Raw genomic sequence first — 26886 nt, forward strand, 5'->3', positions numbered from 1 at the left:
GCGCAGCGAGCGCGCTTGAAATGATCGCCTGCGTGATGGCAATCCAAGAGGACGTCGTGCCGCCGACCGCCAACTATCGCGAGCCAGATCCCGCTTGCGACCTCGACATCACACCCAATGTGCCGCGGGAGCGCAAGGTGCGCGTCGCCATGAGCAACGCCTTCGCCATGGGCGGTACGAACGCAGTTCTGGCATTCAGGCAGGTGTAGAAGCCATGCAAGACGCCTCATTTGAGGTCACCTGTCGTATCTAGCTGCTTGCCGGACCACTATGTAAAGCGAGCGCTATTGGCTGCCTCTGCGATGCGGGAATTGGCAGCGGACGTCTCTCGATCAAACAGGCATCTTGCTTGTAGAATTCTTTTAATCGTGAAGCGGCGCGAGTGCGCTATCCGTTGAGGTGAGCAAGGCCGGCGCCCTGGGTGAGCGCTGGTGTCGGGTGGTGGAAAGTACAGGGGGAGCTGTGTGGCCCCTCTTTCTCGGCCTCGACGATGTGCGAAGGAGCCTGCGCGGCGAACGGGCCAACGCCCCAGGCTCAGAACCTGGGCGAACCTAACTCCCGCCAAAGGACAGCCCAGAGCTGGATACACGAAAGAGATACTGAACCCGCGAATCAGATTCTGATCAATCGTCGTGTCTGAGCTCCACTCGGCTCTTACGGAGATAATCGCGCGGCCCGGCAACGGCCGCGCGTGCCGCGGGCGTGAGCTTTGCGCTTCGTCAGAAGTGCCTCGAGCGTGACGACGATAATTGACCAGCCATATGGAACGCATTCGCCCAGTTATCCAAAGCGTGGATACCTTTCATCTAAACAAAGGATTTTACCGTTTTTGCTGCAGGTCCCATAGAAGCGCTTCAAGTTGGAAAGATAGGTAGTTCCGATGGTTGCGTTGGATCTGAGGAGCATCATCTGGTGTGCGGGGCGTACAAAGTCAGTCGCATCTGCATTGCGGCTTGGTCTTTCGGCGGTCCCCACAAGTTACGCCCCGTTGGCGCGACGCCAATTATTTAATCAATGCTTGGACATTTATCTCAACCAGACAGCTACAAGGTGAGGTCTTCCATGCGTCCGAATGTCGAGTGGAAGTTGTGCTGGGAAAATGAGCTGCAACTGGCCGACCATGTCGAACTCTCCGACTTTTTTCGAAAGACCTATGGACGGACTGGCGCCTTCAACGCGGAGCCATTCGAAGGCGGCCGCAGTTGGGCCGGCGCGAGGCCGGAATTCCGCGCAATCGGCTACGACGCGCATGGGGTAGCGGCTCACATCGGCATGCTGCGGCGCTTCATCAAAGTTGGCGAGGTCGACTTGATCGTCGCTGAATTGGGCCTGTACGCGGTTCGTCCGGATCTTGAAGGGCTCGGAATCGGTTTTTCGATGCGCGTGGCGTACCCAGTGCTCCATCAGTTGGGTGTTCCATTCGCTTTCGGCACGGTTCGGCACGCGCTGCGAAACCATGTCGAAAGATTCTGCAGAGCCGGCCTCGCGAACATTGTGTCGGGCGTTCGCGTACGGTCGACCCGTCCAGATGTGCATCCCGACCTGCCGCCCACGCGCCTGGAAGACGTACTCGTGTTGGTTTCGCCGATCGGACGCTCGATGGACGAGTGGCCGTCTGGTACCCTGATCGACCGGAACGGTCCGGAACTATGAAGCCTCTGGACTACATATGCGAAGGGCAGAGTGACAATGCCGATCGCATTGCAGAGCGCAGCGTCTATCTGACGTTTGACGACGGTCCCAATTCATTTTTCACACCGCAGATACTCAATGTGCTGGCGCAACATCAGGTGCCGGCGACCTTCTTCGTTGTTGGGGCCTACGCGGCCGACGAGCCGGAACTCGTTCGCCGAATTATTACAGACGGCCACGGTATAGCCAACCACACGATGACTCATCCGGACCTAGCTAAATGCGGGTCCGTCGAAGTCGACTGCCAGATAGTTGAGGCAAACAGAGTCATAGGGATGGCTTGCCCGCAGGCCATGGTTCGGTACTTTCGTGCACCCTATGGCATCTGGACCGAAGAAGTAATCGCTGCATTAGCGGGTGAGGCATTGGCGCCCGTCCATTGGTCCATTGATCCACGCGACTGGTCTCGCCCCGGCGTTGACGCCATCGTCGACAGAGTGCTCGCCGATATCCGGCCGGGCGCAATCGTGCTGTTGCACGACGGGTGCGCTCCCGACGAATTGCAACCAGGCAATCAAGCCAGTCTGCGCGACCAGACGGTGACAGCGTTGTCACGCCTAATTCCAGAATTGCACGGCCGCGGATTTGTAATCCGATCACTTCCTCAACATCCCTGAACAAACAGAGATCCTATGGACCTTCTCACCACAGCCAGTACTGTTGCCGTTTCGTCTTATGCGGTGCTCTCGACTGTTTACAGAGGCATGCAAGCGGTCTACTCCCAACCGGAAAATGTTACGCCGCCGTCGGAAAGCTTGTTCGGATCCGACCGTTGGCCGAGCGTGGATGTCATTATCCCCTGCTACAATGAGGACCCGCGCACACTCGCGGCGTGTTTAGCTTCCATTGCAAATCAAGATTACTCCGGAACATTTCAGGTCTATCTGGTTGACGACGGTTCTGGAAATCGTAATGCCGTCATCCCGGTACATCACGCCTACGAGGGCGACCCGAGATTCAATTTCATTCTGCTCCGCGAAAATGTTGGCAAACGCAAGGCGCAGATCGCCGCCATCCGCCGCTCATCTGGAGATTTCGTGCTCAGCGTCGACTCTGACACGACACTTGCGTCCGACGTCATCACGAAGCTTGCAGTAAAAATGCGGGATTCCATGGTCGGAGCGGCCATGGGCCAGCTGACGGCATACAACCGCAGCGACACTTGGTTGACCCGATTGATCGATATGGAATACTGGCTGGCTTGCAATGAGGAGCGCGCGGCGCAAGGTCGCTTTGGTGCGGTCATGTGCTGCTGCGGCCCATGTGCAATGTACCGCCGGTCTTGTCTCCTTTCTCTGCTGGATCAATACGAGACGCAGCTGTTCAGGGGGAAACCAAGCGACTTCGGTGAAGACCGTCATCTTACGATCCTCATGCTGAAAGCAGGCTTTCGAACCGAGTACGTTCCAGGTGCCGTCGCGGCGACAGTCGTTCCGGACAAGATGGGACCTTATTTGCGCCAACAACTCCGCTGGGCACGAAGCACTTTCCGGGACACGATGCTTGCGCGAGGTCTACTGCGTGGCCTGGATCGCTATCTAACTTTGGATGTGATGGGAGAGAATCTCGGCCCATTGTTGCTCGGCATCGCGGTAGTAACGGCGCTCGGTGAGTTACTATTTTCACATACAGTAAATTGGTGGACGGTGCTGGCTATTGTCACGATGACCATAATCAGATCTACGGTGTTATCTTTCCGCACTCGGCAGCTTCGATTCATCGGCTATTCAATGCACGCGTTAATCAGGATATTCCTGTTGATCCCCTTGAAGGCTTACGCCCTGTGTACATTGAGCAATAGCGATTGGCTGTCGCGTAAAAGTGTTCCCCTGCCCAACAGCAGCACAAAGGAAATCACAAGCGCGATGCCGCTTGGCGGAGCAAATGCTGCGGGCAATTCTGGAATTGCGGAGTCACTTCATACTGCAGATCTTTCGCTCACAGCTAGTGAAGTCTGACGGCCTTGCAGCGCCGAGTGACCGAGTAAGTTGTGTCAGTCGACACGGGGTGAAGCTTGTCGAGTTACCTATGGTCAGAACGGGGACTATGTGGAAGCGACACGTGGCATCTTGACGTTATTCTTTGGCGGAAGCGATACACACGTCGCTCCGGCCGCGACTTTCCAAAGGTGTCATCTCAAGGCGGTGGCCTGCTCTGAACCAGAATTCGCAAGTAAGCTGCCGGTGGCCAATCGGACTCATTCCGCTTGAGATAGACGCATGTCCAATGTAGCAATCGACCTTACCGGCGTAACCAAATTATTCGGAAACAAGCTCGTTGTGGACGGGCTGTCCTTCACCGTTGCATCGGGAGAGTGCTTCGGTCTGCTGGGGCCTAACGGCGCAGGCAAGAGCACGATTGCGCGTATGCTCCTCGGTATGACCCGGCCTGACGCGGGTGATATAACAGTCCTCGGTCTACCAGTGCCGGCACGCAGCCGCTTGGCCCGCAAGGGCATAGGCGTGGTCCCGCAGTTCGACAATCTCGACCTGGAATTTACGGTACGTGAGAACCTGTTGGTGTTCGGGCGCTACTTCGGCATGAGTACAAGAGAGATCAACGCCGTCATCCCACGGCTGCTCGAGTTCGCTCGCCTTGAGAGCAAGGCGGATTCACGTGTCGGCCTGCTATCCGGCGGGATGAAGCGGCGCCTGACGCTGGCACGTGCTCTGATCAACGACCCCCAGTTGCTTGTGATGGATGAGCCCACGACCGGCCTCGACCCGCATGCCCGCCATCTGATCTGGGAGCGACTTCGTTTCCTGCTGGCGAGCGGAAAAACGATCATTTTGACCACCCATTTCATGGAAGAGGCTGAGCGGCTTTGTGATCGGCTGTGTGTTCTCGAGCGGGGACGCAAGATCGCCGAGGGCAGTCCTCATGCGCTGATCGACGAGTACATTGGGTGCAACGTGATCGAGATCTTCGGCGGTAATCCACAGGAGCTGATTTCGCTGATCAGACCGTACGTTCAGCGTGTCGAGGTAAGCGGCGAGACGCTCTTTTGCTATGCGCCTGAGCCGGAGGATGTGCGCATCCAGCTTCGCGGTCGAGCGGGTCTGCGTATTCTAGAGCGTCCACCCAGTCTGGAGGACGTTTTCTTGCGGTTAACCGGACGTGAGATGGAGAAGTGAGCAATGGGTGAACGTTTTGCGGCCGCTCTACCCGCCAACGCCTGGAACTGGATGGCGGTGTGGCGCCGCAATCATCTGGCATGGAAGAAGGTGGCATTTGCTTCAATGCTCGGCACCCTTGCTGATCCGATGATTTACCTTTTCGGGCTCGGCACTGGCCTTGGACTGTTGGTAGGCCGCATCGAAGGTGCATCCTACATCGCCTTTCTGGCAGCCGGCATGGTTGCGACGAGCGCGATGACAGCATCAACCTTCGAAACAATTTACGCGGTTTTCGGTCGAATGCGCGATCAGGGCACTTGGGAAGCAATCCTGCACACACAACTTACCCTCGGCGACATCGTTCTCGGTGAATTGACCTGGGCAGCCACAAAGGCTTTTCTGGCCGGTACGACAATTGCGATTGTTGCGGCCGCGCTAGGTTATGCCGCGTGGACGTCGGTTCTCTACGTGCTACCGGTCGTCGCTCTCACCGGATTCGCCTTTGCGAGCCTGGCCATGCTCGTCATCGCGCTCGCGCCCAGTTATCACTATTTTATTTTCTATCAGACGCTTGTCATCACACCCATGCTGTTCCTTTCGGGCGCGGTTTTTCCAGTCGGCCAATTGCCAGGAGTGTTTCAGCAGATTGCGGCCTTCTCGCCCCTGGCGAATTCTATCGAGCTAATCCGTCCGGTGATGCTCGGCCGCCTGGGCGACAATGTAGGGCTGCATATAGGCGCACTTTGCATGTTCGCTGTATTGCCTTTTTTTCTGTCGGCTGGACTGTTTCATCGACGACTAATGCGTTGACGCTTGCTTACACCCATTAACCAGAAGGAGGTCCGCAATGCCGGATGCAAACTGCCCACAGCGGCCCGGAGGCATGCGTATGCTAGGAATCGCGAGTGGTACAACGCCGAAGCCGGGCGCCACCCAGCCGCTGCAGGCACCCGCCCAGCTTCGCGACCACACCTCGAAGAACAGGCTGGATGGTGAGGCGCGGACCCACCCGGAGCGTTCAATCGATAGCAGCCAAGCTTCTTGTGCGCGTCCACAGACCGTCGCGGCCATTATTTAGTTGGATACACATGCAATGACCCACAACGAAGCAACTCTTGAGCCTTTTGTGATCCTTGCTATGCCAAGGACCGGAACACACTATTTAGAAGAATTGCTAAACGAGCATCCGACCGTTTTGAGTAACGGTGAGTTGCTAAACGAATATGATCCCAATTGGCCCAGCACTGATCGCCTGCTAGGCACGGATCGCGAGCTTCTTGAGCTTGCCTATGTGCGCTGCCCTATGCGCGACTACAAGAATGTGACGCATCTTGGATGCAAGATCAATGAACCTCAGTTTCGCGAGCGTCCCGCATTCTTTGCGGAACTGGCTCGTTGGCCAGCACTCAAGGTCATCCTTGTTGTTCGCCGAAACGTATTGGAATCGCTCCGATCCTTTGTGCAGGCCAGGGAAAGCGGTCACTGGCTGAAGTTCAGCTGGGACAACGATACCGCTCGGCCACCGAGCGTCAGGTTGTCAATCGCCGACTGTGAGGCTTATTTCAAAGCCGCCGACGATTTTCACGCTCGCGTTATGGACTCCTTCACGTCGACCAACCTGCTTGTAATGGAATACGAGAGCCTACTTCACGAACCTGCCCAATGCCTGGGAGCGGTTTGGGATTTCCTGGGCGTTCCAGCGCTTGAGCCATCAGATAACGCCATCCTGCAGCGCCAGGAAACGCGACCGCTGGATCAAACGGTGGAGAACTTTGACGAGTTGCGGATTCACTTCGCACGGGGACCTTATTCAAGATTTTTTGACCTCGGAGATTCAATGCGCTCCTACGCTTAATCGCTTGTACCGCGTGCTCTGATGGGCGTGTAGGATATCCTGCAGTTTGCGCGCATTCCGTCGCAAAACTGACAAACCAAAGTCACCAAGACGACAGAGATATCGGCCGGCAGTCGATCTGCGGCAGACATCAAAGACACGGCCGCAAGGCGACCTGGTCAATTCCCTCTCTGGCGAAGCACTTCTTCAGACGCGATCTTTGGCGAGCCTTGAGTGCAAATTCCGGCAAAGGTGGAGGGTTCCAGTGCGCAACCCGCACCAATCTCGCTGGACGGGACAGGCCTCCAGTTGGCACGGCGCTTGCTCCGAGATGACAGCAGCGCTCGACCGGAGCGCAGCATGGGAGAAGGAGGAGCCCCCACCCCGATCCGGTCAGGGAGAGAGAAACGGTGTTGGTTCCAAGAGTCCCCCGCGCGATCGCAGCGCCCCGCAAGCCCCATTTTGCCCGGACCTACGTGCAGGTGCTTGCCGCCATAGTCCTGGGAGCCGCAATTGGCTACCTCTATCCGGAAACCGGCCAGAGCCTGAAGCCGCTCGGCGATGCCTTCATCAAAGTCGTCAAGATGATTATCGCACCTGTCATCTTCCTGACAATTGCGACCGGCATTGCCGGCATGAGCGATCTGCAGAAGGTCGGCCGAGTTGCCGCCAAGGCGATGGTTTATTTCCTCACCTTCTCGACACTTGCACTCGTTGTCGGACTGATTGTCGCGAATATCGTTCAACCTGGCGCCGGCCTCAACATCGATCCGGCCTCGCTCGATGTCCAAGCCGTTAAGGGCTATGTGGCCACGGCTCACGAGCAGTCCGTGACCAGCTTCCTGATGAACATCATCCCGTCAACGATTGCCAGTGCCTTCGCGGAAGGCGACATCCTGCAAGTCCTGTTCTTCTCGGTCCTGTTCGGCATTGCTTTGGCGATGACCGGAGAGACGAGCAGGCCGGTCGTTACCTTTCTCCAGGCGCTTACCGCCCCCATTTTTAAGCTCGTCGGCATTCTGATGAAGGCTGCACCCATCGGCGCCTTCGGCGCAATGGCCTTTACGATCGGCAAATACGGAATCGGTTCGGTGGCCAACCTCGCGATACTGGTCGCGACGTTCTATCTTACCGCCTTCCTCTTCGTGTTCGGGGTTCTCGGCGCGGTCTGCCGCTACAACGGCTTCTCGATCTTTTCTCTCGTCCGCTACATCAAGGACGAGCTGCTGCTTGTCCTGGCAACGTCCTCCTCGGAGGCCGCGCTGCCCTCGCTAATGGAGAAGATGGAGAAGGCCGGCGCCGCCCGTTCGGTCGTAAGTCTCGTCATCCCTACTGGATACTCATTCAATCTGGACGGTACCAATATCTACATGACGATCGCCGCCCTCTTCATCGCCCAGGCGACGAACACAGATTTGTCAATTGCCGATCAGATCCTCCTGCTGCTAATTGCGATGCTTTCCTCGAAGGGTGCGGCAGGCGTCACCGGCGCCGGCTTCATCACATTGGCCGCTACTCTCTCTGTCGTGCCGAGTGTTCCCGTTGCCGGAATGGCTCTAATTCTTGGCGTGGACCGCTTCATGTCGGAATGCCGCGCGCTGACGAATTTAGTCGGTAATGCGGTGGCATCGCTCGTTGTCGCTCGCTGGGAAGGCGAATTGGACCAGTCACGGATGGAAACCGCTTTCCGCGGTTAGGGTTACATCAAACTGGCTCCCCGCAAGCAAGATCGCAACAGCGCGACGTGTAAGTAGCGGCCTTGACACAACAGTCGAATTGCCAGCCTCCAAAGAGCGCTGGAAATAGAGTACTAACGCAGTGAGTAATACAACACCATGAAGCCCCTAAGCAAACGAACGGTTCACGGAGACTCATCTGGGTGCGCATGGAGCGCTGTTCGTCGAATGCGCTATCCGCGGGGTGGGGGAACTATTTCAGCTTGCCGCCCCAAGCCGTCGCGGGAGCGCACCGGATGATGGAGGACCGGCCGATCAGAATCGCTAGGGGAAAGCGCGTCACAATAGCCGATCTCGCCCGCGAAGCCGGAGTCAGCGTAGCAACAGTCGATCGGGTTCTGAACGTCCGCCTTCCGGTGCGAGAGGAGACCGCCCAGCGGGTCCATGCGGCCGCGCACGCGATCGGCTATCATGCTGCCGGTCTCATCAAACAGCGCTTGCAGCAGCACCTGCCGCACTACAAGCTGGGCTTCATCTTGAGAAAACCTACCCACGATTTCTACCAAGATTTCGCTCGCAAGATCGAAGAGTCGGTCAGTATGGCTAAATCCTTCCACGGCCTTCCGATCATCGAGTTCGCGCAGTCACATTTGCCGCGTGACCTGCTCCCGCTTCTTAAGGACCTTGGGAGCCGCTGCCAGGCGATCGCCATGGTGGCGGCCGATCACCCGAAAATCACAGCATCAGTCGAGGAGCTCAAGGCGAAAGGTATCCCGGTATTTTCGCTGCTATCCGACTTCGCCGATGGCGTGCGCGAGGGCTACATCGGCCTCAACAACAGCAAGGTCGGACGGACTGCCGCTTGGGTGTTTTCCAAGGCCGCAAAACGGCCCGGCAAGGTGGCGGTGTTTGTCGGAAGCCATCGCTTCCAGGCGCATGCGACGCGGGAAACGGCCTTTCGTGCGTATTTTCGTGAGAACGCGCCAAAATTCGAGGTGCTTGATGCGCTCGTGAACCTTGATGAACGGCAGCTCACTTACGAAAAATTGCTGGATCTTATGCAGCGGGAACCAGAGCTCGTCGGCTTCTATATGGCCGGCGGGGGGATAGAGGGGGCAATTTCCGCGCTCCGAGAAGAGGGGAGCGGTCAGGATCTCGTCGCGATCGTGAGTGAAATGACGCCGCAGTCACGTGGGGCGCTTGCGGATGACATCTTGACGATGGCGGTCGGCACGCCAATGCGCCGACTTTGCCAGGAGCTGATAATGGCAATGGAGCGGGCCATCAAAGCCGGCGTCGCGGAGAGCCCGGGGCAGACATTTCTGCCGTTCGACATTTATCTTCCGGAAAATATTTGACCTTGATGGATTTCTATCATGAGCGCCCATTTTCCTTTCACCGATGAAAGGAAAGCTCGATTGACTCGGCCGTCTCTGTCCGATCTGTGAACCGGCGTGGTTCCGTCTTGAAAGAAGCCGGATGCCGAAATGGCAGCCGCGCTTCATGGAAGGAAAGTCAAGCAATGCGCCAGGTATCGCCCCGCTTTGCACTCGATCACATGGCGGCGCCCCGCCTTGACGTCAGTGCGCTTTTCGCGCTTGCCCGTGACCAAGGCCTGACCGACGTCCAAATCCGTTACCCTCATTTCAGCAATCCTGTCGCACGCGGCATTCCGGCTGCGGACGTTCGGTTGGCCGCTACCGAAGCGGGCGTCACGATCATCTCTGTCAACGCCTTGCAGCGGTTCAACGACTGGACTCCAACGCGTCAGGCCGAGGCAAGCAACCTCGCCGATTATGCGACGGCGTGCGGGGCGGAGACGCTCGTGTTGGTGCCGGCCAACCGCAGCTCGTGGCCCACCAATAGCGAGCGCCAGGACAATCTTCGTTTCGCTCTAAACGAGATCAAGCCAATCCTCCAGTCGCGGGGTCTGATCGGTCTCATCGAGCCGCTGGGTTTCCGAACCTGCTCGCTTCGATCAAAGAAGGAAGCGGCCGAGGCCGTTGCCGCGGTTGATGGCCAGTCCGTCTTTCGCCTCGTGCACGACACGTTCCACCACACCCTGGCCGGGGAGACATGCCTGTTCTGCGAGCTTACCGGCCTGGTGCACATTTCAAGCGTAAACGACCCGACCTTCTGGATTTACCCCGATCGCTTTCTTGCAGGTTCCGACAATGGCAGCCAGATTCAGGCGCTGCTGGATGGCGGCTACGCGGGACCTTTCTCATTCGAGCTGGTCGAGGAAGTCCATTCTCTGGACGATCTCGCAGGCGCACTTGCCGCCAGCATCGACTTTATCCGGCGAGGGCTATTGTCGTCAAAGTAGATGGTGACAGGAGTAGTGACTATAGGTGCGCCTGAATTTTCCGTGGGTTCACAGCGGGGCAGCCATCCGAGATGCCTCCTGTATCATTATCTCCCGCATCCAGATGCTTGCCGGATCGCTATTGTGGAGGGCCGGCCATTGGAGGGTCTCGGTGAATGTGGGAAATGGCAGCGGAAGTTCGATAACCCGCAGGGGGAACGTTTTTTCGAAATGCCTGACCAGCCGTAAGGGCATGGTCGCTATACGAGCTGTGCCGGACACCATAGGTGGAATCATGCTGAAGCCCTGCACGGCGACCTCGACACGTCTCTTAAGGCCATGCTCAAGCAAAAACCATTCCTCGATAGACGGCTTCATCGTACGCCCGAACCTGACCGCGACGTGCCTCATCGACATGTATCTCTCGAATGTAAGCTGCTGTGGCAGCTGCTTGTTTGTGGGACAGCCTACGCACACGAGCTTCTCGTCAAACAGCGCAACGCTTGAATGCACACTCGACGTGAACATATCCGGTAGAATTAGAAAATCGACGTCACCGCGCCGGAGAAGCTCATCGGGGCTATCGTCGACAGGCAGCAGTTCGAAGCTGACGGCGGGGGCTTCCCGTGAAATACGCTCCACAAGCTTTTCGAAAAACACGAGCGTGACGAAATCGGAAAGAATGATCCTGAAGAGGCGATCGGCTCGAGCTGGGTCAAACGGATCCGAAGAAATAATCGAGCACTGGATGTGCTGGAGAGCGTCGCGAACTGCGGGGGCAAATGCTGCCGCACGCGGGGTTAGAAATCTTTCGCGACCTCTTATCGTAAACAGTTCATCGCGGAAATAATCGCGCAGTCGGGCGACGGCCGCACTCATGGCGGGCTGACTCAGGTTAATCCTGCGTGCCGCCGCCGAGAGATTACGCTCCGTCAGGAGTGCGTCGAGCACAACGAGGAGATTTAGATCAAGTCCTTTGAAACGCATGTCATCAGCCATCCATGGGATGGATGCCTTTAACCGAAACAAACGACTTTAACAATTTAGCATTCTTGCAATCTTTTGTCGCAAAAAGTTTATGATGGATGACGTTAAGGTCCGACATATGAGCCGCGTGATCTGCCGAAGCGAGCAATCGTTCGTACTGTGCAGGTCAGAGATTGGCAGTTTGAAACGCCGGGCCGATGGCGCCGGTCTATCAACCAGCGTCTTCGGCGGCCCCGACCTAGCTAGGCGTGGAACCTAATAGGGTGCACCTTTCCAGTCCGAGGCGACTGATGGGCGGTTTGATCCTAAGCTGCCGTGAGGCCTGTGCCAATTGTATCGGCGAGCCAATGCAGCAGTCCGGCAGCGTTTTTGAGAGCTGTTGTAGGCTCGGCCTAAGCCCATTGGCGCAAGCCTATCTGAACGAAGCGCTTGGCCTTGCCGCTATCCGGTATGTGATCTGTGGTGCCTTCTCGTCCTGCTGTTCTTGTTTTGGAACGCCCTTATGGTGAGCCCATCCGGGACGTGGGGCACCGGGAGCACAAAGGTGCAGGCAGGCCGTCAATAGACCGTGGGCTGAGAGCCCGAGCTCGTTACATGGCCGCCCCTCGCGACTTTCCCGGATGCGCTGCGAGCGCGGATCAGTAGATGTCGTGTTGCCCGCCAGCTCCCGTCTTTGACCGAGCCAAGAAGGAGGAACGGGCATGCTTATCATCGGACTGGATATTCACCGCGCCTTCGCCGAAGCAGTGGCATGGGAGGAGGGCAGGCTCAGGCGACTCGGCCGCGTCGACATGCGGCGCGATCTGCTGGCGGCGTTCGCCGCGAAGCTGTCGCCGAACGATGTCGGGGTGATCGAGGCCACCGGCAACGCGACGTCCGCTGCAGCTGTGGTTGCGCCGCATGTGAAGAAGGTGGGGATCGCCAAGCCGAAACAGGTGTTTATCGTTGCCTATGCCAAGATCAAAACGACGATCGACGCCGACGTTCTTGCGCAGCTCTATGCCAGCGGCTTCTTGCCAGAAGTCTGGATTGCGGACGAGCCGACGCAGGCTCTGCGTCGACAGGTGACACGGCGCAATCAGATTGTCCGACAGAGATCTCGATTGAAGAGCGTCATCCAGTCGATCCTTCATAGCCACCTGATCCGTCCTGCCCGCATGCTGACCTGTGCGGCGCCAAGGGTCGGACCTGGTTAATCGAGCAGGTCGTACCGCAGGACGAGCGCCTCGCGATCGATGGGCATCTGCGCGAGTTCGACCGATTGGGCGAAGACCTCCAGGTCATCGAACGCGATCTTGTCCGCTCGGCTCTCGAGGATGAAGGCGTGAAGCGGCTGATGACCATTCCCGGCGTCGACATCACCGTCGCGCTGGCGATGAAGGGCGGCGATCGGCGACGTGTCGCGCTTCGACGATCCGCAGAAGCTCGTGACCTATCTCGGGTTGAACCCAAGCGTCCAGCAGTCCGGCCAGGTCCGGCCTACCATGGGCGGATCACCAAGCAGGGCCGTGGTCATGCGCGCGGCATGCTCGTCGAGGCGGCCTGGGCGGCCGCTCGTGCTCCCGGACCGTTGCGAGCCTTCTCCCTGCGGCGTGCGAGCCCGGCGCGGACAGCATGTCGCGGCCGTGGCAACCGCACGCAAACTCTCTGTCGTGATCTGTCATCTGTTGAGAAGGGCGAGAGTTACGCGTGGGCTCGACCCTCCCTGCATGCCAAGAAGCTTGCGCGATGTGGAACTCAAGGCCGGGAGCAAGGCTGTGCGCGGCCAAAAGGGAGCGCACGCCTACAACATAAAGAGCCACCGGGAAGAAGAGCGCCGCTGGGTGGAGCAGGCCGAGGGCGCCTATGCACGCCTCGTCGCCGGTTGGAACCCACGAGGTCCGAAGAGGGTAGGCACGGATGCCGCAAACGAGGCGCGACGATAGAAGCTGCGCGGCAGGGCTCTCATCTCGGACCCTGCTCTTCGCCACGCGGTCGTCCGTGCGCGACAGGAGAATAGCGCAGATTTATCAAAAAGGCTCTTGTCGATCACATCAGTGGTCTTGGGCGCTGTACGGCCGGGTGAAGACTTTGCAGGTGGCCCGGAAAGCGTTTGACCTGCAGCGAAGCAATTGTCGTCATTACGCGCTCGACCCGGGCGCCCAGCTTGGCATAAGGGCTACGTGGCCTCAGGAAGCGTCGTCGCCAATGCAGACCATGGACGAATTCCCAGCCGATGCCGAGATGCCGGTCGACCGTGCCTGTCGCCGTCCGGTGATGCGATGCCCCCGAGCGGATGAGTTCGCCCCGGATGCTCCCGGTCACGACGCACGGGTTCGGGTTCCAAGGCGCTCAGTTTTGTTCGCGCCCAATCGGTGTAGGACGCGGCAGAAATACGAGCGTGACGAAATCGGAAAGAATGATCCTGAAGCGGCGATTCGGTAGAGCCGGGTCAAACTATCCGACGAAATAAACGATCACTGGATGGGCGGGGGAGCGTCGCAAACTGGAGGGCAAGAGCTCCCGGACGCAGCGTTAAGTTTGAATACCTCCGCGGACATGGTCGCGAGCTTATCGCGCAAATAAATCGAGCAGCCGAGCGCCGGCCGCACTCATGACCGGCTGGGCTCGGTTAATCCTGCATGCCGCGCCCATGAGGTTACTTGTCCGGAGTGCGTCGAGCACAACGAGGAGATGTAGTTCACGATCTTTGAAAAGCGTGGTCAACCATCCAAAGTGTGGATGCCTTTCATCGAAACAAACGATTTCATCAATGTTCTGGAATCCTGCATGGGCAGAAGCACCTGATGGACACCGATGCCCCCACTGCCTCATGGCGTGGCGAGCGTCTTAAGAAACCGCCCGAAAGGAGATTTTTCATGCGCTCTACCGGGCAGTGGAGTGCTGGGAAAGGGAGTTGCAACTGACCGGCCATGTCAAACTGTCCGACTTCTTCCGAGCCTATGGACAGACCGGGAGACGCGCACGTGTAGCGGCTCACATCGTCATACTGCACCTACGCCACACACCGGCCGGACCTGATCCGGCTTTATGAGCATTGGGTTTTGTCAGTTGCCCAAGCGTGATGGCTTTCGCGACGCGGCGCGCCTCAGGAACTGAGCCGCGTCCAGGTCGAAACGCGGGAAAGAAAGACAGGAAACAGAATGGCCGATCAATTCGCAACGGACGTCATTGCCCTGATCAAGAAACGCGCCGAGTCGGAGAGCGGTGAGGGAATGCCTGCGTCATTCGTCGGCGAGATAACAATCGCCACGGAACTGGACGCGCTCGGGTTCGATTCGCTGGGTTTGGCGGACGTCCTCTGGGATGTGGAGCAGGCCTACGGCATCAAGATCGACATGAACACGGCCGATGCCTGGTCCAATCTCAAGAATGTCGGCGACGTCGTGGAAGCCGTCCGCGGCTTGCTTGCGAAGGAGGCTTGAATGGACAGGCGCGTCGTTATCACCGGAGTGGGCGGCCTGTGCGGACTGGGCACCGAGGCCGCCTCTATGTGGAAAGAGATGCGCGAAGGCCGCTCCGCCATCGGCCCGATCGCCAATTCCGAGCTTCATGACCTGGAGGGCATGACCGGCGCTGAGATCAAGGCGCTGCCCCAGCACGACATCGATCGCAAGCAGCTCGTCTCCATGGCCCGCTTCAGCTTGCTCGCCGTGCTTGCAGCGCGCGAAGCCATGCGGCAGGCCGGACTTTCCTGCGACGAGGGGAATGCCCATCGCTTCGGCGCGACAGTGGGCGTCGGATTTACCGGTTCGTACGCAACAGAACAAACTTACCGCTCACTGCTTTTGGGTAGCGCAATCCGTGCTGAACTCTTCACTGGAGTAAAGGTGATGCCCAGCGCCGCTTCCGTCCATCTTAGCTTGAGCCTCGGCTTGCGCGGGCCGGTCTTCGGGGTGACCTCCGCATGTGCCTCGGCCAACCATGCGATCGCCTCGGCGGTGGACCAGATCAAGCTGGGCCGGGCCGACGTAATGGTTTCCGGAGGCAGCGACGCACCCTTCGCATGGGGCGTGCTGAAAGCATGGGAAGCAATGCGCGTGCTTTCACCCGATACCTGCCGGCCCTTCTCCGCCGATAGGAAGGGCCTGGTGCTGGGCGAGGGTGCGGGCATGGCCGTGCTGGAAAGCTACGAGCATGCCACGAGGCGTGGTGCCACAATTCTTGCCGAGATCGCCGGCGTCGGCCTTTCCGCCGATGCCTTCCACATTGCCGCGCCATCTGTCGAGGGGCCAGCGTCGGCGATGCGCGCCTGCCTTGCCGATGCCGGGCTGAATGCCGAGGACGTCGACTATCTCAACGCGCACGGCACCGGTACCAAGAGCAATGATCAGACTGAAACGGCGGCGATCAAGCGTGTGTTTGGAAACCACGCTTATTCGATGTCCATCTCTTCCACCAAGTCCACGCACGCGCATTGCCTCGGCGCAGCGAGCGCGCTTGAAATGATCGCCTGCGTGATGGCAATCCAAGAGGACGTCGTGCCGCCGACCGCCAACTATCGCGAGCCAGATCCCGCTTGCGACCTCGACATCACACCCAATGTGCCGCGCGAGCGCAAGGTGCGCGTCGCCATGAGCAACGCCTTCGCCATGGGCGGTACGAACGCAGTTCTGGCATTCAGGCAGGTGTAGAAGCCATGCAAGACGCCTCATTCGAGGTCACCTGTCGTATCTAGCTGCTTGAGGGGCGGGGCATTGTGATACAGGGAGGGCTGTGGGGTCCCTCCTTCTCGGCCTCGACGATGTGGGAGGAGCCTGTGCGGCGAAACGGGCTAGACGCCCCCAGGCCCAGAACTTGGGCGAAACCAACTCCCACCAAAGCACAGCCGCTTTAGTAGCCGAACAATGAAGCCTCGCTCGACGAGCCGCCGCCTCTACTGTCAGCGGCATCACGCGGTTGAAGCGAACAGCGCAGCGGCTACTGTTTCCCGCACAACTCGGACGGCAATTGGGACAAGTCCGCACATGTCGTCACGTAAGCTGAACGCCGCAGGTACAGCCAAATTGGGGGCGGGGCGTTTCTGCCGTTTTGATAGAATTCTATCAAACTGACAATTTTCCTTGCACGAATGCAAGGAGAGCTCGATTGACTCCCCTCCTTTCTTGTCAAGGATGGGTTTGCAGGCTGCGGTGCGGCAGAAGCCGGACAGAACGGCGACCGGTCGAGTAAAGGCCTGCGCAAACAAGCGCGCATATTGCGGGCGCCCGCACGGAGGAGAAGACGCTCGTCCTGGTGAAAGACAACGATGCTCAGGCGCCATTGCCATTTGCCGAGGGGGTCCGCGCGCCGGAAATTTCGAAGCAACAAAGGTGAGATCGAGAATGATGATGGCGAAATACAACACAGCTCACCGTCCAGTGCAGTTCTACCGGCGGGTGGCGGAGTGGGATGGGCTGCCAAATGGAACGTAAAAAGATCAGCAAGGAGATGCTTGGCGATAGTCAGGCGCTGCGCAAGCTGCGTGAGCACCTTGTCAAGGTGGCCAAGGCGAAGACTACGGTCCTGTTGCGAGGTGAATCCGGAACCGGCAAGGAGCTGGTTGCCAAAGCCATTCACGAGCTCTCGCCTCGCGCCAAGCAGCCCTTCATCAAGGTCAATTGCGCGGCGCTCACCGAGACGCTTCTGGAATCTGACTTGTTCGGTCATGAGAAGGGTGCCTTCACCGACGCGAGCAGTTTGCGCAAGGGGCGCTTTGAGGCTGCCGACAAAGGCACATTGTTTCTGGACGAGATTGGCGAAATATCAGGTTCGTTCCAGGCTAAGCTGCTGCGTGTCCTGCAGGAGCAGGAGTTTGAGCGCGTCGGCAGCAACCACACCATTAAAGTTGATGTTCGCGTGATTGCCGCAACGAACAGGGACTTGGAAACGGCAGTTCAACGCAAGGAGTTCCGGCAAGACCTCTATTATCGCATCAACGTCGTCACTTTACGCGTGCCGGCATTGCGCGAAAGGCGAGGTGATATTCCGCTCTTGGCCGCTCAGTTTCTCAAGAATTTCAATACTGAGAATGATCACACGCTGACCTTCGCTCCCGAAGCGATTGAGGTGCTAATGAACTGCGAATTTCCAGGTAACATCCGAGAGCTCGAAAACTGCGTTCAACGGACGGCAGTTCTGGCGACGGGTCCATCAATCCTCAGAACTGACTTTGCCTGTTACGCGGATCAGTGCTTGGCCGCGGCGCTGTGGAAGAACGGACAGCCGACGTCAGAGAAGTCGACTACGATCGAGCCTTCCGCCGCCTGTGCCGCCCCGCCCGTCGGCGACGGGCAAGCGCCGATAGGCCCTGCCACGACTCGTGGTAGGGTGCCCGATGCCGATACGGTCATTGCTGCCATGGAAAAGTGTGGCTGGGTGCAGGCAAAGGCGGCGCGCCTGCTCGGTTTGACCCCGCGCCAGATCGGCTACGTGCTGAGAAAACGCGGTATCGAGATCAAGCGTCTCTGAAACAACCCGCCGAGCAAGAGCTGGAGCAGGTCAAGCATTGGTGCTCTGGCGCCGAGCCCATCGGCCAGGCTTACGAAGTGGGTGTGAACAGCGCTGCCAAGATTCCGGCCGTGTGCTTTCTACCACCAGTCGTACTGGGGCTCTGCGACTGACAAACTAAAAAGGAGTAATCCTCTGGCGGGACCTGGTCGATACATTAGCTGATGGCTTACCGCTCGATATCACGCAATCTGAGATGGGCATGAAAGTGAGTTCGACCGCTGGACAGTTGCCGACTTCGTCAGGTATTGGCCCCTGCGACCGGTTGATCTCCGATATCCAAATTCTTGGAAGTTGGTCGAGACGAAACTGTCGCCCCGGCTCGTGACCGACCGCGCGCCCGGCAAGATCGAGTTACAAAGTTGCCGAGGCAGTTTGATGTGCGTTCCTGCATCACTGTACGGGACACGACCTGACGGGAGACTATGATGCGTAGCCAAAAAGAAAAGATGCTCGCAGGCGAGTTTTACAATGCGGCGGATCCGGAGATCCAAGCTGACCTGTTGGCAACCGGGGCTTGGCTCAAGCGGTACAATGATACGCTGGGGCAGACCACGGGGCATTGGCATGAGCTTTTGTCCGAGCGGCTGGGAGAGGTTGGGCGCGGAACGGTCATCCGTCCGCCCTTTTTTTGCGACTACGGATTCAATATCCGCATTGGAGCCAATGCCTACATCAACTTCAACTGCGTTATTCTTGACGTGGTAGAGGTCAAAATCGGGCAAGGAACGGCAATTGGGCCTGCTGTGCAGATTTATACCGCCGATCATCCACATGATGCCGAGCAGCGGCAGGCCGGCCTGCAGGTCGGGCGTCCTGTTCACATTGGCAGCCGTGTCTGGATCGGCGGTGGAGCAATCATTCTGCCTGGCGTCACGATTGGTGATAATGCAGTGGTAGGCGCTGGCTGCGTGGTCACACGAGATGTTCCCGCCGGGGCAAAGGTAGTGGGAATTCCTGCTCGCGTGGCCGACCCACATAAACAGGCATAATCAACCTCGTTGACCCTGGAGGTGCATGCGAACTGTCGAAACTGTGCCGAATTTTTGTCGAAGCCATTGAGCGCTGCATATGTTGTCGCGACTCGGGCGCTTCAGTTCTTTTGCCACGGGGGTCACAAGATCATGTGCGTAATGCCGCCGCAACGTGCTCACGTCCCGCAGCAGCGGACCCTTTCACATGGCCCAACGAATTCAGAGCCTACGTTGTGCTGCCACTAGCATTACTGCTCACGAATGTATTCCCAACTGAGTTTTCGCCCTTGGAGGCAAGCAGCGACTCACCAGCAATCGCCGGCCATTAATCCTGGCTAGCATCGACCCCGACGAGGCGAGCCGCGGCGTTGCGGATCGGCATGTCGATGACCGTGATTGCGCCTTCGGCAAGGAAACGACGTTCGTTTCTGGTCAGCGTAGCCGAATCGATCACCGCAAAATGTGGGCCAGTGGAGCGCTTCATCAGCTGTCTGGCATATGTGCGCAGCATCTGATCGTTGAAGCGGCAGCCCACGAAGAAAAAACCCCGGTTGACGCGCCGTTGCTTCACCGCGTCCGGGATCGGCGTCTGGATATCAATTTCGGTTAGGACTTCGACGTAATCGGAATCAGCCACGAGGAAGTTTGCCGCCGGCCTGACGCTGCCGTGCGGCGCATAGAGCACCGTCCTAGCCACTTGTTCGGCCTCGAGTTCTGTTCCTGACAAATCGTAAGTTCTCGTCCAGATGTTACCGATTCCGGTCGCGCGCGTCGTTCCTTGTATCTCGACAACGTCTGTTTGGCCGGCCTCTGCAAGGGCTGCTCGCATGGCGCCATCGTACCAGCTGTCGATGATGACAGACAGTTGAAGGGTTGCGAGCCAGGCGTGAAGAACGGTCGGCTCGGCGGGGGCTGCGAATATCTCCGCCATCCACGCTTGGAGAGTCCGACGATGTCGGCGCTGCTCGATAAACTGCGCGACCGACCACATATTGGTGCGAATCCTGGAAGGGGCAGGCGCCCGCTTGTTGAGGGCCGCGGCGACATCTTCAGGGGTGCAAGGTACAGGGGATTCCGGTGGGTTAAGCTGCAGAAGACCAGGACCGAGATAGGGGATCACTCGATCGGCCTTGAGAGCGCCGTTCAGCAGGTCAATCAGTTTTTTGGCAAAACTGCCCCGGACGACGACGAGATGGTCCCAGCTCAGCATCGTGTTCATACGCGTTTCCTCTCCGCCACTGAACCCACCGGCATCAGGCCCCGTCGGAAATCTTCATCGCCTCGACGGTGATCGGCAAACGCGTGTCGCGCGGAAGGTCGGGCAGCATGAGCCGCCAACCGTTCCTGAGCGTCACGGTCCCGCCCCATAAGTCAGCGTTCTCAATCTCGGTGATCGGCTCTTCGAGATCCTTCTTGGGGACATAAGCCGACAAGCCAGTAGCGGTCCTGCGAATCATTACTTTCATCCGGCTGTTCCCCCGTTGGAAATGCCTTCAGCTCCGCAGGGAACCTCGACTTTGTCGAGGCTAATGAGTTCGCGCGCTCGCATGCCGACGACCGTGCCACGATCGATCCATTCGACCGCATAGATGAAGAATTGCTGGAGAAAGGTTCCAATGTCGCGCACGTAGCCTTCGTCGCCCTTCCGCACGAGGTTTTCGCCGATCTCCTTGCCGGGATAGGTGCCGTCGTTTTTTATGTGGCGTATCGCACGGACCCGCTCACCCTGCATGAACCGTGGCGGTCTGCCGATTTCGACCTCCTGTTCGCGTCTGGACCACATGCTGTCCATTCCTTTCTCGAGGCTTTTGTTGTGGTCGCGGGTTGCAGGCGTCGTCGTGCGGCGAACCCGACCGTTTCGGTAGGAATCAAGCGGGAACGCAGGTTTTCGGTACCGGACAGACCGACACGCATTGCTGCGTATCGAAGGCCTCCTTGCATTCGGTGCACTTGTTTGGATCGATCACATAGGCGTCGCCCTTGAACTTGATCGCTTCCGAAGGACATTCGAACTCGCAGGCCCCGCATTGGGTACATTGGGATGCGATGATCTTTAAAGCCATTCTAACTCCTGGTTATCGGACGAGACGGCTCAGGCCGTCGCCGCTAGTGGTCTGATCCCAAACTCTGCCGCGTAAAGTGCGCTGACTGCGGTCTCGATGTAGTCATGGCCATAGGCGTCGGTTACGCGCAGTCCAACTCGCGAGAGTTGTTCCTTCGGGCGATTTCCGATCTTGGCGCATAGCACTATGTGTATGCCTTCGAGCGCTGCGATGACGCCCTCGAGGATGGCGTCTTCGCCCCCGCCTCCGAGGCAATACCGCTCGACCTTCCGATGCCCGACCAAGCTGATCCCTCTAGGCGAGACTTCATAAACCTGGAATTCCTTCGCGTGGCCGAAGTGTTCGTTGACCCGTCCACCTCCCTTAGTGGCCACCGCAACCAGAAGCGACTTTTCGGAGTCTGTTGCCTTGACCATACCGATGGCCTCGCTCCTCGCCGCCTCATGATCACGGCGCTCGTGTGCGACCACCTGCCGATAGGCCTGACGCTTGCCAGCATCGTAGGCGACATCGTCGGGAATACCGTCCAGCGTGAATTCCTGGCCACGATCTTCACCGAGCAGGCCGACAGCATCTGCCCGGCACTGCCGGCAGTGGCGCATCAACTTGGCGCCACCTTCAAGTCGATCCTGAAGAGCCATCATCTCCGTTGCCGTTGGGCCGCGCTGCCCGATGAGTCCGTAGTGGGTACCGTGCGCCGGGTCCGAAATCAGAGGCATCACGTTGTGCAGAAACGCGCCCCGCTCCCTGACCATTTTGTTCACCTCAAACAGGTGCTGGTCGTTCACTCCAGGAATCATCACCGAGTTGATTTTGGTGAGGATGCCGCGCGCGCTCAGCATCTCCAGGCCCAGCATCTGCCGCGCGTGCAAGATTCGAGCGGCTTCGATGCCGAAGTAGCGGCGATTTTCATAAAAGATCCATGGATAGATCTTCGCGCCGACTTCCGGGTCGACCATGTTGATGGTGATCGTCACGTGATCAACATTCATTTCGGCAAGCTCGGCGACATGGTCCGGCAGCACGAGCCCATTAGTGGAGACGCACAGCTTTATGTCGGGGATTTCCCTGATGACGCGGTCGAACGTTGCCTTCGTTTTCTCCCAATCGTAACAGGCATCCCCCGGCCCAGCGATGCCAAGAACCGAAAGCTGCGGAACTTTGTTGGCAACGGCGATGACCTTGCGTAGCGCTTGGTCGGGCGTCAACTTCTCAGACACAACACCAGGCCGGCTCTCGTTGGCGCAATCGTATTTGCGATTGCAATAGTTGCACTGGACATTGCAAGCCGGCGCGACCGCCACATGCATACGCGCGAAATAATGATGCGCTTCCTCCGAAAAGCAGGGGTGATCCTTGATCCTTTCCCAAATAGCCGGATCCTCTTCGCCCGGGCTGGTCGGCGACGAGCCGTAGGAAGACGATGCGCAGCCACCGGATTTCGCGGCTGCCAGAAGACCCTCGGATGTCGTGCTAGTCGGCCCCTCAATCGAAACTGTCGGTGAGGACATCAAACGGCTCCGTTGCTGGTAACGTCGCGGTTCAAGGTGCAAGAGCCATACCAACTGAAAAAAGCGGCTTCAGTTCACTATTCGGGTCGATATCGCATTGTGTCAGGCCGGCGCGACACAATTTTGTCCTGCTTGCGACAGTGCAAGTCCAAATCCGTTCAGAAGCACGAAGCACTCCTTGTCGCGCACAGGGCGCGCAAGACCACTGGCCTGACGATTGGCTCATCAGGCTCTTAGAAGTTCCTTCACCTCGATACTATGCCGGCGTATCGCCTAGCCGACTTGTCGCAGCTTGAGGCCGAGAATTCGAGCCGCATTAGCCTGAACCCAGCCGGCCTTCTCCATTGTGTCGATCAGCCGTCACGCTTCGTCCGCCGCGGTCCCAGCCCCCGTCCGGCCGTATCGTTAGAATCGCAAGTGGCCATCTCGTGTTCAGGCGGGCGCCGATGCGCCGAACCGGCATCGTGCTGGCCCGTGAGAGCTCGTCGATGACATTGCCACGTTCCGAAAGATTGGTTCCTTCCAGAGGAGAACGCCAAGCACGCAGTTCTCCGGCTCGCGGACGTTGCCGGGGAAATAGCATTGCGAGATCAGCTCAACTGCCGACGGCGCAAAGCCATGGTTCTCCATATTTCAAGGGTAAGCGCTGTGTCCTTCCAGGAGGACCCGCGATCTGTGGGCCTGCCGATTCTGAGGTGGATCGGAGATCGGCTTGTGTCTGAACTTGAACTTACGATTGACCCTGAGCGGCAGCCTCGGCGTTTTCGAGGGTGATCAACGGCGCTGTTGGTCGGCGGCATTGGTCGATGGACGACAAGGCACGGAGTCATCTCCGAGACCCTGGAGCCGACGCGGTGATCTCGGAGGTTGCCCGGCGCTACGGGCTGCGGCCGCGGCGGAACGCTCGCAAGCTTGCGACGTCGGCAGGACAGGCCACTCCCGCCTAGTGGTTTCGGTGGCGCCACCGGAACGACCCGTTGGGCCTACATCCTTGCACCAGAGCTCAAGGCCACGGCCTGAGAATCGGCCGCCGCTCCCCCTACTTGGTTCCTCAGCCGACAGCGCTAAGAAGGAGAGCAACTTCCGTCGGCGCGAGGATCATTGCGTCGTGGCCAGTGGCGAGTTCCTGCCACGCCCAGCCATCCTGCTTCGCGACCCATTCTCGCGCTCCCGCCATCGGCGGGTGGAGTGGATTAGTGCAGACGACATAGGTTCGGGGTCTGCCGTTGCCGAGCGGGTGCTCGAGCTTAAGTCCGCTTTCGTAGGTGCCTGCCGGATGCGGTGTTATCCGGCGCCGCACCCAGTCCGTGAGCGAGTGTCCCTCGGGAGTGCCGAATGCTGTTGGCGGCGGAGTCGGCATGAAGATACCCCGTCCTTCCTCCGCAACCAATTTTCGACGGGCGGCGACGATGTCGGGGGGCATGGTGCTGAATACACTTTGACCGCTCTCGACGATGGCGCCGTCGAGATAAACGAGATGGCTGATATGGTCGGGTATCCGGTCGGCGGCGCCGGTGATGCTGATGCCGCCTAGACTGTGACCGACAAGGATCACATCGCTCAGCTCTTCCGTTACAATGTGGTTGACGATGTCGGTCACGAATGTGTCGGGCGTGATGTCCTTGCACAGCAAACGTGCGCGTTCGCCGACACCTGTCTGGGTAGGCGTGGTCACGTGGCATCCCATCTTGCGAAGATTGGCGGCGACGTCCCGCCAACACCATCCGCCATGCCAGGCACCATGCACTAGCACATACGTCTTTATCATGGATTGTGCCGTTCCATTTGCTCACCGGCCGTTGTGGCTGCCATCCGGCACGATGGCCGGACATTGTCCAAAGGGGCTCGACCACGTTACCGGTGGTAAGTCCGGCACAGGCGCCCCGTGGCCTGAGGATACCCCTACCAAGTCGAGGAAACTTGAATTGCGAAACCCAATATTCACTAGCTCTTTGCAAGTGGATGGAGAGGCTCATGGTGTGCCGCAGTTGCTCGCTGCCGGCATGCTCTTGGCACCGGCTGATCATCCGAACTTGAACAGGACACCAAAGCCGCCGCGCGGATAGTTCCACTCGATGTCGCCGCCTTTCTCGCACAATATCCGGCAGGTGCCGCATTCCATGCAGCCGTCGGCGGTGATCTCGACTTGACCCTTGTCATTCAACTCATAGCATTTCGCCGGACAGACGTAGGTCAACGCAAGCAAGTTCGCGCTTGGCTTGTCGTGCGGTCGCACTATGATATGGGGGCGGCCGGAATCGACCAGATAGCGGTTCTGGTAAAGTTTGTCCTCGACACGAACCTTCGTCACTGCGATCGTCATCTTGTACCCTCTTCAGCGCCATGCCAATGCCAGGCGGACCGCGTCGCTGACCAACCCCCAGCGCGAGCGCGCGTTGATGAAGGCGGCCGTGGTGTTCTTTTCCTTCTCGATCTTCGGCGTGCCGTCGACACGCATGAAGGTCTGAGCGGCATGCGACATCAACCGCGGATAGCTGTCAAAAAAGTTGCTGGAATTGGTGTGGAGTAAGGCTGGCATGTCCTTGTATTTCTTAAGATCCTTGATCACAAAGGAGTCATCCAGCATCGTCTTGTAGAGCGCAAGGTTCGCTTTGGTCATAGGACCGTTGCGGCTTTTGACTTTGATGATCGCCTCAGCCGCGACACGACCCGAGGTCATGGCAAGGTTCGAACCCTCACGGTGAATGGCATTGTTCAGTTGCGCTGCGTCGCCGACGATGACCCAACCGTCGCCGAATAGCTGCGGAATGGCCCTGTAACCACCTTCGGGGATAAGATGGGCGGCATATTCTTTCACCTCCGAGCCAGCGATCAGCGGCCGGATCGAAGGATGGTTTTTCATCGCATCCAGGAGGGCGGACGGGCTCTCCATCGTCGCGGCGAAATCCGAGACCAGGCAGCCGATGCCGAGTGAAATCGACTCCTTATTGGTGTAAAGGAAGCCGAGCCCGGCCATGCTGCGAGAGATCGTGCCCACGGCCTCGATTACGCAGCCTTCATCGCCCTTCACCCCGAACCGCTGGCCAATGACCTCTTCGGGCAAGAAATGCATTTCCTTGACGGCAATCGCCACGGTCTCCGGCTTCGGCATCTCGCGCAGGCCTGCGCGAGTGCCAAGCAATCCCGACACCCCTTCTGCGAGAACGACCACATTCGCGAAGACCACTCCGCCAGCCCGGTCTGTGCGGACGCCGATCACCTTGCCATTGCCATCACGGACGAGTTCCGTCGCGGTCGTCTCACACAGGACCGTCGCGCCAGCCTCGCGCACCTTGCGGGAAAACCATTTGTCGAACTGGGCGCGGATGATCGTGTAGCGGTTGGGTTTCGCCTCATTGAAGTCGTCCGACCGGTAATGAATTCCGGTGTGAGACGTGTCGTCCATCACCCAAAGTCGCTGTTCGACCAGGTGCCGCTCGAGGGGCGCATCATCCCGGAAGTCCGGGATGATCTTCTCCAGCATGTTCGCGTACATTATGGCACCCTGGACGTTCTTAGAGCCCGGATATTCCCCGCGCTCCAACTGCAGGACCTTCAGCCCCTGGCTTGCCAAAGTGTAAGCAGCTGCGTTTCCAGACATGCCGGCTCCGACCACAATGGCATCGAATTGTTCAATCATGTCCTCTCCCTCAACTCGCAAGCTTGTCTCGACTGTGCGGCGACAGCCGCCGGGTGAAGGCTTCCGTCAGTGCGGGCAGGAAGCGGATTGCATCCGTGACGATCCCGAGGTGGGCGAACTCGAAAATCGGCGCGTTCGGATCGGTGTTGATCGCGACGATGAGATCGGCCCCCTCGACCCCAACTCGGTGCTGGATGGCGCCGGAAATTCCGGCCGCGATGTAAAGCTTCGGTCGAATGGTCTTGCCAGTTTGTCCAATCTGTCGATCAGCCGGCATCCAGCCCTTCTGGACCAAGGGGCGCGAACAGCCATGCTCGGCGCCGATCGCTCGGGCAAGATTCTTCACAAGCTGAAGGTTCTCCGCCGCTCCGAGACCGAGGCCTCCCGCAACCACGACATCCGCATAGGCAAGATTTGCCATTGCCGACTGGTTATCCGGTAGGAAGCCGAGGACTTTGGTGACGATATCGTCCTCAACGAGCGACAGCTTGTGCCGCATGACACGCCCGACCGGCTTATCCACCCGTTGCGGCATAGGCATGACCCTTGGTCGCACCGTCGCCATTTGCGGCCGGTAATTTAGTGTATAGATCGTACAC

23 protein-coding genes and 4 pseudogenes are annotated in these 26886 nt (G+C 58.5%); 15 read left to right on the plus strand and 12 right to left on the minus strand.

The features are described 5' to 3' along the window. The 10 genes and pseudogenes from EN884_RS01220 to EN884_RS01265 all read left to right on the plus strand — a co-directional run. Positions 1–209: pseudogene (locus EN884_RS01220) on the plus strand (beta-ACP synthase); the annotation flags it as partial. Between the two features lie 853 nt (positions 210–1062). After that, positions 1063–1653: a NodA family N-acyltransferase gene (locus tag EN884_RS01225; protein WP_063169401.1), complete on the plus strand. Its 591-nt coding sequence runs from the start codon at positions 1063–1065 to the stop codon at positions 1651–1653. Further along, positions 1650–2309, plus strand: coding sequence for a chitooligosaccharide deacetylase NodB (gene nodB, locus EN884_RS01230; RefSeq protein ID WP_063169400.1), 660 nt, complete (start codon positions 1650–1652; stop codon positions 2307–2309). Before EN884_RS01225 ends, nodB begins: the two co-directional genes overlap by 4 nt. Before the next feature lie 15 nt (positions 2310–2324). Then, positions 2325–3650 carry a chitooligosaccharide synthase NodC gene (nodC, locus tag EN884_RS01235; RefSeq protein WP_063169399.1) on the plus strand — a complete coding sequence of 442 codons (1326 nt, stop codon included), beginning with the start codon at positions 2325–2327 and terminating at the stop codon, positions 3648–3650. A gap of 261 nt (positions 3651–3911) precedes the next feature. Beyond that, positions 3912–4826 (plus strand): nodulation factor ABC transporter ATP-binding protein NodI, encoded by a 915-nt coding sequence (gene nodI / locus EN884_RS01240; RefSeq protein ID WP_024505873.1) that lies wholly within the window; start codon positions 3912–3914, stop codon positions 4824–4826. A gap of 3 nt (positions 4827–4829) precedes the next feature. After that, entirely contained in the window at positions 4830–5618 is a 789-nt protein-coding gene (locus tag EN884_RS01245) for an ABC transporter permease (protein ID WP_063169398.1), read from the plus strand. 283 nt (positions 5619–5901) lie between these two features. Further along, positions 5902–6663 carry a sulfotransferase domain-containing protein gene (locus EN884_RS01250; protein WP_063169397.1) on the plus strand — a complete coding sequence of 254 codons (762 nt, stop codon included), beginning with the start codon at positions 5902–5904 and terminating at the stop codon, positions 6661–6663. Between the two features lie 392 nt (positions 6664–7055). Further along, the gene (locus EN884_RS01255; protein ID WP_210326678.1) at positions 7056–8339 is read left to right on the plus strand and encodes a dicarboxylate/amino acid:cation symporter; all 1284 of its coding nucleotides are present in this window, start codon (positions 7056–7058) and stop codon (positions 8337–8339) included. Between the two features lie 275 nt (positions 8340–8614). Next, positions 8615–9676, plus strand: a complete 1062-nt coding sequence (locus EN884_RS01260; RefSeq protein WP_051695606.1) for a LacI family DNA-binding transcriptional regulator — start codon at positions 8615–8617, stop codon at positions 9674–9676. Between the two features lie 164 nt (positions 9677–9840). Next, positions 9841–10644, plus strand: a complete 804-nt coding sequence (locus EN884_RS01265; protein ID WP_063169395.1) for a TIM barrel protein — start codon at positions 9841–9843, stop codon at positions 10642–10644. Positions 10645–10692: 48 nt separating this feature from the next. Here EN884_RS01265 and EN884_RS01270 read toward each other — a convergent pair whose 3' ends face one another. After that, positions 10693–11610: a LysR family transcriptional regulator gene (locus EN884_RS01270; protein ID WP_063170390.1), complete on the minus strand. Its 918-nt coding sequence runs from the start codon at positions 11608–11610 to the stop codon at positions 10693–10695. A gap of 701 nt (positions 11611–12311) precedes the next feature. Between EN884_RS01270 and EN884_RS01275 the strand changes: the two are divergent. From EN884_RS01275 to EN884_RS01290, 3 genes and pseudogenes are all read left to right on the plus strand, one after another. Next, positions 12312–13535, plus strand: a pseudogene (locus EN884_RS01275) (IS110 family transposase). Positions 13536–14753: 1218 nt separating this feature from the next. Next, complete coding sequence (locus tag EN884_RS01285; RefSeq protein ID WP_029356603.1) at positions 14754–15035, plus strand: acyl carrier protein; 282 nt, start codon at positions 14754–14756, stop codon at positions 15033–15035. Further along, a complete protein-coding gene (locus EN884_RS01290; RefSeq protein WP_095776081.1) occupies positions 15036–16244 on the plus strand; it encodes a beta-ketoacyl-[acyl-carrier-protein] synthase family protein in 1209 nt (402 codons plus the stop codon). Between the two features lie 257 nt (positions 16245–16501). Here EN884_RS01290 and EN884_RS38465 read toward each other — a convergent pair whose 3' ends face one another. Next, on the minus strand, positions 16502–16954 hold the full coding sequence (locus tag EN884_RS38465) for a hypothetical protein (RefSeq protein WP_127262932.1): 453 nt from the start codon (positions 16952–16954) through the stop codon (positions 16502–16504). A gap of 62 nt (positions 16955–17016) precedes the next feature. Here EN884_RS38465 and nifA point away from each other — a divergent pair. Together nifA and EN884_RS01300 are read left to right on the plus strand one after the other, a co-directional pair. Then, a pseudogene (nifA, locus tag EN884_RS01295) lies at positions 17017–18060 on the plus strand (nif-specific transcriptional activator NifA); the annotation flags it as partial. A 464-nt stretch (positions 18061–18524) separates the two neighbouring features. Continuing rightward, positions 18525–19091: a sugar O-acetyltransferase gene (locus EN884_RS01300; protein WP_024505228.1), complete on the plus strand. Its 567-nt coding sequence runs from the start codon at positions 18525–18527 to the stop codon at positions 19089–19091. Positions 19092–19398: 307 nt separating this feature from the next. Here the strand turns inward: EN884_RS01300 and EN884_RS01305 are convergent, their stop codons facing one another. The 10 genes and pseudogenes from EN884_RS01305 to EN884_RS01355 form a co-directional block, all read right to left on the minus strand. Beyond that, on the minus strand, positions 19399–20292 hold the full coding sequence (locus tag EN884_RS01305; RefSeq protein ID WP_024505229.1) for an SIR2 family protein: 894 nt from the start codon (positions 20290–20292) through the stop codon (positions 19399–19401). Between the two features lie 34 nt (positions 20293–20326). Beyond that, the gene (nifT, locus tag EN884_RS01310; RefSeq protein WP_024505230.1) at positions 20327–20539 is read right to left on the minus strand and encodes a putative nitrogen fixation protein NifT; all 213 of its coding nucleotides are present in this window, start codon (positions 20537–20539) and stop codon (positions 20327–20329) included. Further along, positions 20536–20856, minus strand: a complete 321-nt coding sequence (locus EN884_RS01315) for a nitrogen fixation protein NifZ (protein ID WP_024505231.1) — start codon at positions 20854–20856, stop codon at positions 20536–20538. The genes nifT and EN884_RS01315 overlap by 4 nt, the downstream gene beginning before the upstream one ends. 85 nt (positions 20857–20941) lie before the next feature. Then, a complete protein-coding gene (locus EN884_RS01320; RefSeq protein WP_024505232.1) occupies positions 20942–21136 on the minus strand; it encodes a 4Fe-4S binding protein in 195 nt (64 codons plus the stop codon). A gap of 29 nt (positions 21137–21165) precedes the next feature. Then, on the minus strand, positions 21166–22647 hold the full coding sequence (gene nifB / locus EN884_RS01325) for a nitrogenase cofactor biosynthesis protein NifB (RefSeq protein WP_063169393.1): 1482 nt from the start codon (positions 22645–22647) through the stop codon (positions 21166–21168). Between the two features lie 273 nt (positions 22648–22920). Then, positions 22921–23007: pseudogene (locus EN884_RS01330) on the minus strand (helix-turn-helix domain-containing protein); the annotation flags it as partial. A 691-nt stretch (positions 23008–23698) separates the two neighbouring features. Then, complete coding sequence (locus EN884_RS01340; RefSeq protein WP_063169392.1) at positions 23699–24415, minus strand: alpha/beta fold hydrolase; 717 nt, start codon at positions 24413–24415, stop codon at positions 23699–23701. A gap of 255 nt (positions 24416–24670) precedes the next feature. After that, on the minus strand, positions 24671–24970 hold the full coding sequence (locus EN884_RS01345) for a ferredoxin family protein (RefSeq protein ID WP_024505235.1): 300 nt from the start codon (positions 24968–24970) through the stop codon (positions 24671–24673). A gap of 12 nt (positions 24971–24982) precedes the next feature. After that, a complete protein-coding gene (locus tag EN884_RS01350) occupies positions 24983–26287 on the minus strand; it encodes an FAD-binding protein (RefSeq protein ID WP_063169391.1) in 1305 nt (434 codons plus the stop codon). A gap of 10 nt (positions 26288–26297) precedes the next feature. Next, positions 26298–26886, minus strand: a 589-nt coding sequence (locus EN884_RS01355; RefSeq protein ID WP_164894906.1) for an electron transfer flavoprotein subunit alpha/FixB family protein, incomplete at its 5' end; no start/stop codon positions are given.

This window comes from Mesorhizobium sp. M7A.F.Ca.AU.001.01.1.1, from assembly GCF_004022735.1.
Taxonomy (GTDB): Bacteria; Pseudomonadota; Alphaproteobacteria; order Rhizobiales; family Rhizobiaceae; genus Mesorhizobium; species Mesorhizobium ciceri.